Annotated in this window: 12 protein-coding genes and 1 rRNA gene; 3 read left to right on the top strand and 10 right to left on the bottom strand. The window is 68.2% G+C overall.

Annotated features, from left to right (window positions below; genetic code table 11):
- Positions 1-292 (bottom strand): 16S ribosomal RNA (locus tag J7495_RS09775); the annotation flags it as partial.
- 143 nt (positions 293-435) lie between these two features.
- Between J7495_RS09775 and J7495_RS09780 the strand changes: the two genes are divergently transcribed.
- Complete coding sequence (locus tag J7495_RS09780) at positions 436-783, top strand: hypothetical protein (protein ID WP_294056305.1); 348 nt, start codon at positions 436-438, stop codon at positions 781-783.
- A 7-nt stretch (positions 784-790) separates the two neighbouring features.
- The gene (locus J7495_RS09785) at positions 791-2,293 is read left to right on the top strand and encodes a lipopolysaccharide biosynthesis protein (protein WP_294056306.1); all 1,503 of its coding nucleotides are present in this window, start codon (positions 791-793) and stop codon (positions 2,291-2,293) included.
- Between the two features lie 155 nt (positions 2,294-2,448).
- Here J7495_RS09785 and J7495_RS09790 read toward each other — a convergent pair whose 3' ends face one another.
- From J7495_RS09790 to J7495_RS09800, 3 genes are all read right to left on the bottom strand, one after another.
- Positions 2,449-3,306 carry a glycosyltransferase gene (locus J7495_RS09790; RefSeq protein ID WP_294056307.1) on the bottom strand — a complete coding sequence of 286 codons (858 nt, stop codon included), beginning with the start codon at positions 3,304-3,306 and terminating at the stop codon, positions 2,449-2,451.
- Entirely contained in the window at positions 3,306-3,899 is a 594-nt protein-coding gene (locus tag J7495_RS09795) for a class I SAM-dependent methyltransferase (RefSeq protein WP_294056308.1), read from the bottom strand. The genes J7495_RS09790 and J7495_RS09795 overlap by 1 nt, the downstream gene beginning before the upstream one ends.
- A 393-nt stretch (positions 3,900-4,292) precedes the next feature.
- Positions 4,293-4,721 carry a CBS domain-containing protein gene (locus tag J7495_RS09800; protein WP_294056309.1) on the bottom strand — a complete coding sequence of 143 codons (429 nt, stop codon included), beginning with the start codon at positions 4,719-4,721 and terminating at the stop codon, positions 4,293-4,295.
- A gap of 131 nt (positions 4,722-4,852) precedes the next feature.
- On the opposite strand from J7495_RS09800, the gene J7495_RS09805 reads away from it, so the two are divergent.
- The gene (locus tag J7495_RS09805) at positions 4,853-5,155 is read left to right on the top strand and encodes a hypothetical protein (protein ID WP_294056310.1); all 303 of its coding nucleotides are present in this window, start codon (positions 4,853-4,855) and stop codon (positions 5,153-5,155) included.
- Between the two features lie 71 nt (positions 5,156-5,226).
- Here the strand turns inward: J7495_RS09805 and J7495_RS09810 are convergent, their stop codons facing one another.
- From J7495_RS09810 to hisS, 6 genes are all read right to left on the bottom strand, one after another.
- A complete protein-coding gene (locus J7495_RS09810; RefSeq protein WP_294056311.1) occupies positions 5,227-6,729 on the bottom strand; it encodes a hypothetical protein in 1,503 nt (500 codons plus the stop codon).
- A 35-nt stretch (positions 6,730-6,764) separates the two neighbouring features.
- Complete coding sequence (locus tag J7495_RS09815) at positions 6,765-8,156, bottom strand: DUF4139 domain-containing protein (protein ID WP_294056312.1); 1,392 nt, start codon at positions 8,154-8,156, stop codon at positions 6,765-6,767.
- Positions 8,157-8,298: 142 nt separating this feature from the next.
- Complete coding sequence (locus J7495_RS09820; protein ID WP_294056313.1) at positions 8,299-9,066, bottom strand: DUF4167 domain-containing protein; 768 nt, start codon at positions 9,064-9,066, stop codon at positions 8,299-8,301.
- Positions 9,067-9,318: 252 nt separating this feature from the next.
- The gene (prmC, locus tag J7495_RS09825) at positions 9,319-10,149 is read right to left on the bottom strand and encodes a peptide chain release factor N(5)-glutamine methyltransferase (protein ID WP_294056314.1); all 831 of its coding nucleotides are present in this window, start codon (positions 10,147-10,149) and stop codon (positions 9,319-9,321) included.
- Positions 10,142-11,215: a peptide chain release factor 1 gene (gene prfA / locus J7495_RS09830; RefSeq protein WP_294056315.1), complete on the bottom strand. Its 1,074-nt coding sequence runs from the start codon at positions 11,213-11,215 to the stop codon at positions 10,142-10,144. Before prfA ends, prmC begins: the two co-directional genes overlap by 8 nt.
- Entirely contained in the window at positions 11,212-12,561 is a 1,350-nt protein-coding gene (gene hisS / locus J7495_RS09835) for a histidine--tRNA ligase (protein WP_294056316.1), read from the bottom strand. Before hisS ends, prfA begins: the two co-directional genes overlap by 4 nt.
- Positions 12,562-12,615 lie beyond the last annotated feature (54 nt).

Genomic DNA, 12,615 nt, shown 5'->3' on the forward strand with positions numbered 1-12,615 from the left:
CAGTCCCAGTGTGGCTGATCATCCTCTCAGACCAGCTAAGGATCGTCGGCTTGGTGAGCCTTTACCTCACCAACTACCTAATCCTACGCGGGCTCATCCTTGGGCGATAAATCTTTGGTCTTGCGACATCATCCGGTATTAGCTCAAATTTCTCTGAGTTATTCCGAACCCAAGGGCAGATTCCCACGCGTTACGCACCCGTGCGCCACTAAGGCCGAAGCCTTCGTTCGACTTGCATGTGTTAGGCATGCCGCCAGCGTTCGTTCTGAGCCAGGATCAAACTCTCAAGTTTGATGTCCGATACCTCCCAGGTGGAATATCCCGGAGAGGCACCGCTCATTTCAAGGAGCCGTTCCTGCACAAATCTTTCACGTATGGAAACGTGTAGGACATGTTTGATCCTGCCCCCGAGGCGAACCTCAAGAAGCGAAGATCATGGAACGGCTTATTTTGGTTACCCAAGCACCCGGCACCTTGAAGCTGCCGGACCTGGGGCCGCCGCCCACATGTCCCTTCATCTCGACTTACGATGTCAAAGAGCGCAAAAGACCGACGCGTTCCCTAACCCCTTTTTTCATCGGGGCGGTCATGCGCCTGTTTTTGAGTGACCGCTTCGTCGTGCCCGCCGTTTCAGTGGGCCGCGTCGCTGCGGTGAAGGGGCATATATGTGGGGGGTTCGGACCCGTCAACGGCCTTTTGCAATTTTGTGTCGTTTTTTTCGGAGCCGTCCAGAAAACCGCAGAAAACTGCGGTTTACGCGATCTCAATCGGAAGCGGGCATGACGGGTTCGTGACCGAATCAGCCCCCGAATCGCCGAATCAGGCCCCCGAATCGCTGCGCGAACAGGTGCGCAGCGCGATCTTCTGGCGATCGGGCACCCAGATTCTCGCGCAAATGATCTCCTGGGCCTCGACTCTCGCGGTCGTGCGAATCCTCACGCCCGCCGATTACGGCCTGTTCGCGATGACCTCGGTGATCCTGGTCTTCCTCAACTTCCTCAACGGCTCCTCCTTCGCGAGCGTGCTCGTGCGCGACGAATCGGTGAGCCCCCAGCGGATCCGCCAGGCGTTCGGAATGCTGCTGCTGCTGAACGGCGCGCTCGCCGCGATCCAATGGTTCGGCGCCGGCGCGGCCGCGGCCTATTACCACCAGCCGATCATCGCCTCGCTGCTGCGCTGGCAGGCGCTGCTCTACCTGGCGACGCCCTTCCTCGCCGTGCCCGAGGCGCTGCTCAGCCGCCGGATGGAGTTCCGCACCCCCGCGATCATCACCATCGTCTCCACCGCGTGCGGCGCTGCGACCGCGATCGGCACCGCGCTCTCGGGCGCGGGGGTGTGGACGCTGGTCGCTGCCCCGATCGTCATCTTCTGGACGCGCGCGATCATGCTGGTCGTCGCGACTCGCTTCTATGTGTGGCCGAGCTTCGATTTCCGCGGCGCGGGCGGGATGATGCGATTCGGCTCGATGCTGATCCTCAGCCAGGGGCTGTGGATCGTGCAGAGTCAGGCCGACGTCTTCATCGGCGGCCGGATGCTCGATCCGCATGCGCTGGGCATCTATGCCGAGGCGCTGTTCCTCACCCAGATCGTCGCGACCAAGTTCGTGCCGCCCTTGAACGAAGTCGCCTTCCCCGCCTTCGCGCGGCTCCAGCACGATCGCGAGGCGCTGGCCTGGGCCTTCCTCAAGGCGGTGCGACTCGTGCTGCTGCTCACCTGCCCCTTCTATTTCGGGCTCGCGGTCTCCGCCGCGCCGGCAGTGGAGACCTTGTTCGGCGCGAAATGGCTCGAGATGGCGCCGCTGGTCGCGCTGCTCAGCCTGGCGATGCCGGTGGTGACGCTGCAGATCCTGTTCGTGCCGCCGCTCAATGCGCTGGGAAGCCCCCATATCGTCGCGCGAATCGCGATGGCCGGCGCGGTGAGCATGCCCGCGGTGTTCCTCGTGGCGGTGCGCTGGGGGACGTTGGGGCTGGCGCTCGGCTGGCTGGTCGCGGTGCCGCTGCTGTTCGCGGCGACCTTCGCGATGGCACACCGCACGCTGCGGATCAGCGTCGGCGGGCTCGTCCAGGCGGTCGCGCCGGCGGTGACCGCGTCGCTGGTGATGGCCTCGGTGGTCGAGATCGCCGAGCGCTACCTGATCGCTCCCCTGCCCCCGCTCGCCGCGCCCACGCACCTGCTGCTGCTCGGCGCGATCGGCGGGGCGAGCTATGCCGGCATCCTCTGGTGGCTGGCGCGCGACACCGCGCGCGAAGCGCTGGCGCTGGTGATCCGGCGGCGGACGCCGGCGGCGGCCTGAGCTTCCCTCGCCTTTTCACCCGCCATCCCGACACCCTTCAACCGTCATCCCGGCGAAAGCCGGGACCCAGGGTTACGCAAGGAATCGCTCGCTGCCCTGGGTCCCGGCTTTCGCCGGGATGACGACTTATGGGGATGGCTTACAGGGAATGGCCCTCAGGCCGCCTTGGCCATTCGTGCCAGGGCCAGCCGATCGAACCACCAGCTCGAAAGCTCCAGCCGCGGCGCCTCGCGCGCGAGCAGCTCGGGGTAGAGCGGGGCCAGCCGCTCGGGCAGGCCCGCCGCGCCGCGGGTACGCAGGATCTCGCTGACGAGGGCGTTCTGATAGTGGCGCAGCGAATAGTTGATCATCCGGCGATACTGCATCCGCCAGCTCCGCGGCGAAACGAGCGACACCGGCTCGCAGCGGAAGCGCGCCGCCGGGCATAGGATTTGCCGTGCCTCCTGCCAGTCGGCGAGCGTGCCCAGATCGATCTTGGCGAGCGCGCCGATCAGCCCGTCGTCGCCGACGAGGTCGACCGGTAGCCGCACCCCCGCGGCCTTCATCCGCGCGAGGAAACTGCCCTTCAGCGCATAGAGGTCGCCGAACAGGCCATGCTCCTCCTCGATCGCACCTTCATAATAATGGAGGCCCCGCCCATTGTCGGGAAAGCCCGAGGCGCCGTTGGCTTGCGGATCGGCGGCGAGCGCGGCGGCGAGCGCGTCGATCGCGCCGGGGAGGACCTCGGCATCGCCGTCGACGAAGACGTGCGCGGGGCTGAACACGGGCAGTTCGTCGAGCACCAGCCGGTTCCAGCTGCGCGCCTTGCCACCCTCGGCGAAGCGGTGGACGGTGAGGTTGCCCGCGCGCGCCGCGATCGCCTCGGCAATGTCGGCGGTCGAATCGCTCGAGCCGTTGACCGCGACATGGATCGCGACATCGGCGCGGCCGAGCGGCAGGCTCTCGAGGCAAGCAGCGATCCGCCGCTCCTCATTGTGCGCAAGCACCGCCACCGTGATCGCGGGCGCTTCCATCAGTCGGCCTCGGCGATCGCCCAGACGGTGACGGGGAAGCTCGGATCGTTGCGCAGCCGCCGCTGCCAGCCCGCGCGCGCCCAGCGGCGGAAGTTGGCCTTCACCGCCGCGGCATTGCCCCAGCTGCCGGTCTTCACCTTGCCGCCATCGAACCCCGCTTCCTCGAGGAAGTGGCGCATGCCCATCTCGGTCCAGCGCGAGCAATCGATCGGAATCGGGTGGTAGCGGATCAGGAAGGGCGTGATGTTGATGAAATACCCGCCCGGCTTGAGCATCGCGCGCACGTTCTTCGCGGCACGATAGGGATAGGCGAGATGCTCCCAGACATTGTCGGCGATGATCACGTCGAACTTGCGGTCGAGCGTGTCGTTGCAGATGTCGTGGTCGGGCCAGTTCATCTCGGTGAAGCTGCCCCAGGGCCGGTCGCGCCATTTCCAGCCGGCCGAGATCTCGAGCGCGTCGAGGCCGGCGGTGCCGAGCGAATCGAGGAAGGCATCGATCTCGCGATAGGCGACGACGCGCGTGATGTGCGTCTTGTCATAGCCCACCGCCCTCGCCGCGCGCTCCGCCACTCGCAGCAATTGTTCGTGCATCGCGCTTTCCGTCCGTGGCCCTCCCCCCGGAGGTAGCCCGACGGGCGTGAAAGCGGCGTTAAGGCGATGGCAGGTCGATCCAAGCGCCGCTTGCAAGGGCGTGTCATCAATTGCCCAACGGGTTTCGGCACTCCTACAGCTGTCATCCCGGCGAAAGCCGGGACCCGGGGTTACAGAAGTCGTCGCTCGCGGCCCTAGATCCCGGCTTTCGCCGGGATGACGATTTAGGAAGACAGCGTGCCCCTCCCAACCTGCCTTCAAAGGCCGCAATTGATGGCACGCCCAAGGATATGGCGGTCAGGTGTGTCCGAGGCAGCAATCAATCCTCTCCTTCCAGGGGAGGATTTGAATACTGCGGCGTTCGGTCGCGCCGAACCGAAGTGCCGCTACACGCTACGCCGTCTGGATATAGACGCGCATCGCCTCGGCCTCGGACTCGATCCGCTCGATCCGGTACTTCACCAGGTCGCCGATCGAGACGAAGCCGACGCACGCGCCGGCTTCCACCACGGGCAGATGGCGGATGCGACGCTTCGTCATCAGCGCGAGCGCGCCGAGCACCGATTCGCCGGGCTCCACCGTGATCGCCGGGGCGGTCATCACCTCGCTCACCTTGCGGTTCAGCGCCGCGGCGCCTTCGCGGGCGACGCAATAGAGCACGTCGCGCTCGGAGAAGATGCCGGCGACGGTCCTCCCCGAAAGCACCGGCACCGCACCGATCCGCTTCTCCGCAAGTAGCGTGACGGCGTCGGCGACGCTCGCATCGCCGGAAGTCGAGATTACGCTGTCACCTTTACCGTCCAGGATTGCCGCGATCGTCATCGCCACCTCTCCTCATCCTGTGAGGCGCATGAGTCTCCCACGAATGCGCGGCGATTGCAAAGCAACAAGCCGTGATTCACGATCTTTCGGAACCCGTTGAGTTCGCCGCTGCGCGGGCCCACATCGACGGCATGGAACCGCAGCAGCCGCACGGCCTCGACGATCCCGACTATGCCGCCTTCGCCTGGGGCCGGTTCCGGCGGATCCTCGGCTGGATGGCGGCGGCGGCGGTGGTCGCGTCGGTCGCGGCGGATGGGGTGCTGTGGTGGATGATGGGCTGGTTCAGCCCGTTCACGATGATCGTCACCTTCCTCGGCACCTTCCTCACGATCATGAGCGCGGCGCTGCTGATGGGGCTGATGTTCCTGAGCTCGGGCTCGGGGCACGACGAGCAGGTCGAGGATCGGCTCAAGGGCGAGATCGACTTGGATTGAGCGCAGACGCCATCGACGGCGCCATTCCCCTCCCTTCCAGGGAGGGGAGCCAGGCGTTGAGCCGCTACAGCTCAGTCCTTCGCGCCCGCGTCGGTGACGGTGTAGCGCAGCGTCGCGGTGCCGTTCGCGGGGATTTCGGTGATCCACACGTCGTGGCCGTTGCGGCGCCGGAGCCCGTTCGCGCGCACGCGCTCGCTCGCATTCAGCTCGGTGAACTCCGCCTCATAGTGGATCGGCGTGGGCAGCGCGTTGGTGACGGTGAGGCGGAACCGGCCCTCTCTCACCTCGCGCTCGATCCGCGCCGCGACCTGGGTGGCGCCCGCCACGTCGATCTCGACTTCCTCGTTCACCGCCTTGTCGCCGATCGAGCCCTCGCCGACGAGCAGCCGCGCATCGCCCGACGGCTGGAACACCGCGACCGGCCCGGCGGGGAGCGGCAGGCCGAGCCCGCGTTCCTTGCGGTTCTGCGCGCGCAGCATGATGCGCGTGTCGTCGGCCACACCGGCACCAAGGCGGTTGCGGTAGAAGATCGTCACCGGCACCGCATGCCGGTCGAGCATCGTCACTTGCTTCTGGCTCTTCGCACCGATCGTCGTCGCCATCGGCACGCGATAGAGCTTGAGGTCGCCGAGTTCCTCCTGGATCGCGACGACGCTGTCCGAATTGCGCTTGATGCTGACTGAATTGGCCAGCGACGCGCGTATGCCGGTGACGACGATGTCGCCATCCTCATAGGCAGGCGCCAGCGGCGCGGCGACGGGCATGACGGCGGGGTGGAAGAAGCATTTCAGCACCAGCGGCGGCGCCTCGCGCTCGCTCGAGCCCGGCGCCCGGTCGGTGCGGTTGACGTGGCCGGCGACCACCATCGTCTGCGCATCGGCGAAGCTGGTGACGTCGCCGTTGGCCAGCGTCACCCAGGCGAACAGGTCGGCGGTGCGCCCGTCGGGGCGGAGCGTCGCGACATAGTTCGCCTGCCAGTCGAAGCCCCAGGCAAGATAGGAGAGCGTGAGCGTCACCCGCCGCTCGGCGGTCGAATCGGTCTGGACCGAGAGCGTCGGCTTGGGGGTGAGCCCGGCGGGGACTTGCGGAAACAGCACCGATTCGCTGCCCGGTCCGCAGTTCGCCGCGACGAAGCCGTCGCGCGTCTGGAGGATCGCACCGCCGTCGGGGCCCGAGCGCAGGATCGCCGGCTCCTCGACCGTGCCGCTCGCGAGCCGGCGGCGCAGCGTCACCGGCCGGCCGAGGCTGCGGGCATAGAGGCTGTAGGGCGCGAGCAGGTCGGCATCGAGGTTCTTCTCGCGCACCCCGTCGGGCAGGCCCGAGACGATCGCGCTCTTGGGCAGCATCCCGCCCGCGACGCCTTCGAAGCGGATCGTCGCGCGGCCGGCGGGGATCGTCACGGTGCGCGTCTCGGTCACCAGCGCATAGCCGCGCAGCCAGGCGAGATCGAGCGCATCGTCGCTGCCGCGATCGGGCGCGCGATAGACCGTGACCGCGACCGATTCGGGCCCCGCCGACGCGACCACAGGCTGGGCGCGCGCGACGCCCGCCGGGGCCGCCAGCGCCAGGAGCATCGCGAGGAGTGCCCGGGGGCCCATCTGCCCGCGGCTCAATAGCGCGTGTTGAAGACCGCGGTCACCGTCGCCTCGCCGTTGGCGGGCACGGCGACTTTCCACATAGCCTCGTCCGCGCTGCTGCGGTCGCTCGGCTGGCTCTCGCTCTCGATCCGCGTGTCGGCCCACCAGGCGTCGAGCCCCGACTGGGCGAGCTCGACCGTCACCGGCTCGGGCCGGGCGTTGGTGAAGGTGTAGCGCATCGTCGTGCGCCAGCGGTCCGCGCTCAGCCGCTCGCGCTTCTCGACCACGGGGCGGACCTTCACGTCGAACGCCTCGCCGGTCTTGAGCGCGATTCGCGAGCCCATCGGCGTGTGCGGGATCGCGGCCTCGCCGATGAACTGCGGCACGCCGCGCGCGTCGCGCATGTAGACGCGCACCGTGCCCGCGGGCAGCGCATCGCCCAGCCCACCCTCGCGCGACGAGGTGAAGCGCAGCACCGAATCGACGCTCTTCGCTTCGTCGGACGAGCTCAGCCAGCCGTTGCGGAAGAAATAGGTCTTGGCCGCGGGCGCGTTGACGTCGAGGAAGCTGACCTGCTTCTGCTGGGCGTTGGCGATCGTCGTCCGCCCCTTGAGCGGATAGAGATAATAGTCGCCCAGCCGCTCGCGGCTCGCGCTCTCGGTGCCGGGCTTGTTGCCGGGAATCCCGATCGAGCCGGTGGTGCGATAGGGATAGGGCCGCGCCACGCCCGACAGCTGGCCCGGCGTGCCCGCGACGAGCAGGGTGTTGGCGTTGGCGTAGGTCGTGCCGCTGTTGTTGGTCAGTGTGATCCAGCCCTGGACGTCGATCCGGCCCGCGGTCTCGTCGAACAGCGCGACATAGTCCGCCTGCCAGCCGAAGCCGCGCGAGAGATAGTTGAGCGTCACCGGCTGCGCGCCCGCGCGATCGCCCGCGAGCGTGATCGACAGCGTCGGCCGCGCGCGCAAATTGGGCGGCAGCGTCGGGAAGATGACGCGCTCATGCTCGGTGTCGAGCACTTCGATGCGGTCGCCGATCTGCAGCACCGTGCCGTTGTTGTTGGCGAGCACCCTGGCGGTCTCGCGCGTCTCGCCGCCCTTGGCGTCGGTGCGCACCAGCGTCACCGTCGTGCCGACTGCCTTCTCCATCAGCTTCTCTGGCGTCAGCAGGTCGAAGTCGAAATTCTGCTCGACCACGGTGACAGGGCCGGAAAGCGTCACCGTCTCGGGACGGATCTGCGCGGAGACGTCGGGGAATTCCTGGCGCCAGCGGCCGTCGCGGATGCTGAGCGTGCGCTTGTCCTGCACCAGCGCGAGGTCGTTGTTGTAGATGGTGACCGAGACGTCGCCCTGCGCGGTTCCACCCGGCGCTTCCTGGGCCTGGGCCGCGAGGGGAATCGCAACCAGCGTGAGTGCCAACCAGCGCATGTGCGTCCTCCCCAGGCTATGTGCCAGCCATGCTAGCAGCCCCGAGGCTATCGGCCACTAGCTTTCCGGCAAGTGAACGCATGAAAAAGCCCGGCGCGGACGGCTCCGCACCGGGCTTTTCGGTCTCGACGCGCGCCTGAGGTCAGGCGGCCGCTTCGCCTTCGGGATTGCGGCGCGGACGGCCGCGGCGCTTCTTCTCCACCGGCTCCTCGTCGTTCGCCGTCTCGGTGGCGATCGCCGGCGGCAGCACCGCCAGGTCGATGCCCGCGGGCTCGGCCTCGGCTGCAGCGGCTTCCTCGCGGCGCGGACGGCCACGGCCGCGGCGCGGCGCGGGGGCGGCCTCCTCGGCGACGGGCGCCTGCTCGGGCGCTTCCTCGGCGTCGGCGTGGTAGCTGTTGCCGTTGGCGTGACCGTTCACGCCATTGGCGCGGCCGTTGCGCTGCTCGCGATCGCCCCGCTCGGCGCGATCACCCCGCGCCTCGCGGCGGTCGTCGCGCTGCTGGCGGTCGCTGCGCTGCGGACGGTCGTCACGATCGTCGCGCTCGTAGCGGACCTGGTGCTCGCGCGGCTCGTCGGAACGGTTGCCGTCGGCTTCCATGTCGTAATCGTCGCCATCGTCGTCGTCGCGCTGGCGACGCTGCTGGTTCTGATCCTCGAAGCGGGCGCGGTTCTCGTTGAGAACGCGGAAATAATGGTCGGCGAACTGGAGATAATATTCGGTGTTGACCCGATCGCCCTGCATCTGCGCGTCGCGCGCGAGATTCTTGTATTTCTCGAGCAGCTGCGCGGCATTGCCGCGGGCGCGGTTGTCGATCCGGCTGCCGTTGCCCTGGTTGTTCGGGTTTCCACCCTGCGACCGATTCTGGCCGCCGCGGCCGCGACGGCGGCCGGCCTGACGATTGTTCATCAAGGTCTCTGTGTCCTGTCTAAAAAACTGTCCGCCGATCCATTCAGGGTCCCGGATGCCAAGTTAAGCCACGGGAGGGGCCATGATGCTCCTCCCGATTGCCACGGCTGCCGGACTAGGCAGCTCGCATGCCTGGATTGGGGCGCGCACGCCTCAACGGCCTGATTTTCAACGGCTTGGTTGAATGTGCCTTGCCCCGTGGCCGTCTTAGCCGGTGGAGCCACATTCTCCAAGCACAAATATGTGTCTTCCGTCTTACAATTCAACTGCTGCCACCACTCGGGAAAGTCCCCTAAGGTCGGAAATTACGCGAGGGCTCAGGCCCGATCGGCGGACGAGCGTGGACACTGCCTCTCCCTGGGTCGAGCCGATCTCGAGCAGCGCGATCCCGCCTTTCGCCAGCAGCCTGGCCAGGTCGGGGACGATGCGGCGGTAGTCGTCGAGCCCGTCCGCACCGGCGAACAGCGCCTGGGGCGGCTCATGCTCTCGAACCTCGCGCGGCAGCGCTTCGGCCGTCCCGATATAGGGCGGGTTGGCGAGGATCAGGTCGAATTGGCCGTCGAGGCCCCTCGCCCAGTCGCCGGTGCGGAGCTCCGCACGATCGGCCATCCCCAGCGCCTCGGCATTGCGGCGGGCATAGGCAAGCGCGTCGCCCGACGCATCGATCCCCAGCCCCTGCGCCTCGGGCCATTGGTCGAGCGCGGCGAGCAGCAGCGTGCCGGGGCCGGTGCCGAGATCGAGGACGCGCCCCGGCGCGCGATCGGCAAAATGCTCGACCGCGGCTTCGATCAGCGTCTCGCTGTCGGGCCGCGGTACCAGCACGCCGGGGCCGACGCCCAGCTCGATCGTCCAGAAGCCGCGGCGTCCGGTGATATAGGCGATCGGCTCGTGCGCGAGGCGGCGCCCGACCAGCGCGGCGAAGGCGTCGGGCACCGGATCGTCGAGCCGCGACAGCAGCAGCGCGTCGCGCGACACGCCCAGCGCATGCGCCATCAGCAGCTCCGCATCCAGCCGCGGCGTCTCGGAGACGGCGGCGAGCGTCCCGGCGGCGTCCGCGAGCGCGGCGCGCACCCGAAGCTCACCCATCCAGCTGCGCCAGCCGGTCGGCCTCGTCCTGGGCGATCAGCGCGCCGAGCATCTCGTCCATCTCGCCCTCGAGGATCGCGGGCAGGCGGTGGAGCGTCAGGTTGATCCGGTGATCGGTCACGCGGCCCTGGGGAAAGTTGTACGTCCGGATCCGCTCCGAGCGATCGCCCGACCCCACCATCGAGCGCCGCGCGCCCGCGCGCTCGTTCGCCAGCCGCTCGCGCTCCAGTTCGTAGAGCCGCGTGCGCAGCACCTTCATCGCCTTGTCGCGGTTCTTGTGCTGCGAGCGCTGGTCCTGCTGGGTCACCACGATGCCGGTGGGGATGTGGGTGATGCGGATCGCGCTGTCGGTGGTGTTGACGTGCTGCCCGCCCGCGCCCGACGAGCGGTAGATGTCGACGCGCAGGTCCTTCTCCTCGATCGCGACGTCGACGTCCTCGGCCTCGGGGAGCACTGCCACCGTCACCGCCGAGGTGTGGATGCGCCCGCCCGCCTCGGTCGCCGGCACGCGCTGCACCCGGTGCACGCCGCTCTCGAACTTCAGCCGCGCGAACACGCCGCGCCCCTCGACCCCGATCACGACTTCCTTGTAGCCGCCCGCTTCCGATGGCGAGGCCGAGATCAGCTCGACCTTCCAGCCCATCCGGTCGGCATAGCGCTGGTACATGCGCAGCAGGTCGCCGGCGAACAGCCCGGCCTCGTCGCCGCCCACGCCGGCGCGGATCTCGAGCATCGCGGCGCGCTCGTCGGCGGCGTCCTTGGGGAGCAGCGACAGCGCGAGCTTGCGCTCGGCGTCGGCGAGCGCGGCGTCGTTGGCGCGCAGTTCCTCCGACGCCATCGAGCGCAGTTCCTCGTCGGCGTCGTGCGTCATGTGCTGGAGCGACGCCGCCTCGGCGCGCAGCCGCCGCACCTCGGCCGCCGCGACGGCGACGGGCTCGAGCTCGGCATATTCCTTCGAGACCTGGACGAAACGGTCGCCCGGCAGGTCGCCGGTCGCCATCATCGCCTGCAGTTCATCGCGCCGCGCTTCGATCGCGGCGATGCGATCGGCGGGGATTTTGGTCATGGCTCGGAAACGATCCCCAACGAGATGCCTCGCGCCAGCGCTTCACCGAACGCCGGCGAGACGCGCGCCGCCGCTTCGATGGTGAGAGCGCGCTGCACTGCCTCGTAGATTTCGCGTCCCAAGGTCTCCAGCGGCACCGCCGCTTGCATCCCATCGTCGAGATTCTTCAAGCTGGCCTCGCCGCGAGACAACTCGTCGTCTCCGATGATCACGGCGAAACGCGCCTTCAGGGCATCCGCTTTCTGCATCCGACGCTTCATATTGCCACGAAAAGCCATGTCTGCAGACAGACCGCCGCGCCGAAGCTCGGCGAGTACCCACTGCCCCTTGAGCGCTGCAGCATCGCCCATCGGGACGATCACCGCATCCACACGCGATCCGGCCGGCTCCTCCAGCATCATCGCCAGCCGCTCGACGCCTGCCGCCCAGCCCACACCCGGCGTCTCGGGCCCGCCGAGCGAGCCGATCAGCCCGTCGTAGCGCCCGCCCGCGAGCACGGTGCCCTGCGCGCCGAGCCGGTCGGTCACGAACTCGAACGCGGTGTGCCGGTAATAGTCGAGCCCGCGCACCAGCCGGGCATTGCGCGTCCAGGCGACCCCGGCCGCGTCGAGCCCCCTGGTCACCGCCTCGAAGAAGTTGCCCGCCTCGGCAGTCATGAAGTCGTCGATCCCCGGCGCGCTGTCGGCGATCGGCCGGTCGCGCGGGTCCTTCGAATCGAGGATGCGCAGCGGGTTCTTGTCGAGCCGCGCGACGCTGTCCTCGGAAAGCGCGCCGCGATGCGCTTCGAAGTGGCGGACCAGCGCGTCGCGCCAGGCGTCGCGCGTCTCGGCGTCGCCCAGCGTGTTGAGCTGGAGGGTGATGCCCTCGGCGATCCCCAGCTCCTTCAGCAGCTGATCGGCGAAGACGAGCAGCTCGACGTCGGCGGCAGGCTCGGCCGCGCCGATCACTTCGGCGTCGAGCTGGTGGAACTGGCGGAACCGCCCCTTCTGCGGCCGCTCGTAGCGGAACACCGGGCCCGAGGAGACGAGCTTCAGGGGCGCATGCTGCTGCCAGCCCTCGGTGATGAAGGCGCGCGCGATGCCCGCGGTGAACTCGGGGCGCAGCGTGATCGAATCGCCGCCGCGATCCTCGAAGGTGTACATCTCCTTGGAGACCACGTCGGTGGTCTCGCCGAGCGAGCGCGCGAACACCGCGGTCGCTTCGAACACGGGGATGTCGACGCGCTGGAAGCAATAGAGCTTGCGCACGCGATCGAACGCTTCGAGCACCGCCGCGAACCGGCGCTGCTCGTCTCCGAAAATGTCCTGGGTGCCCCGGATCCGGCCGGGCGTTTCTATGCGTGCCATTGGGGGCGGCTACCTAACGAAAGCCGAGGCGGAGCGCCAGTATTCCGTTACCCC

This window comes from Sphingomonas sp., from assembly GCF_017745215.1.
GTDB lineage: Bacteria > Pseudomonadota > Alphaproteobacteria > Sphingomonadales > Sphingomonadaceae > Sphingomonas.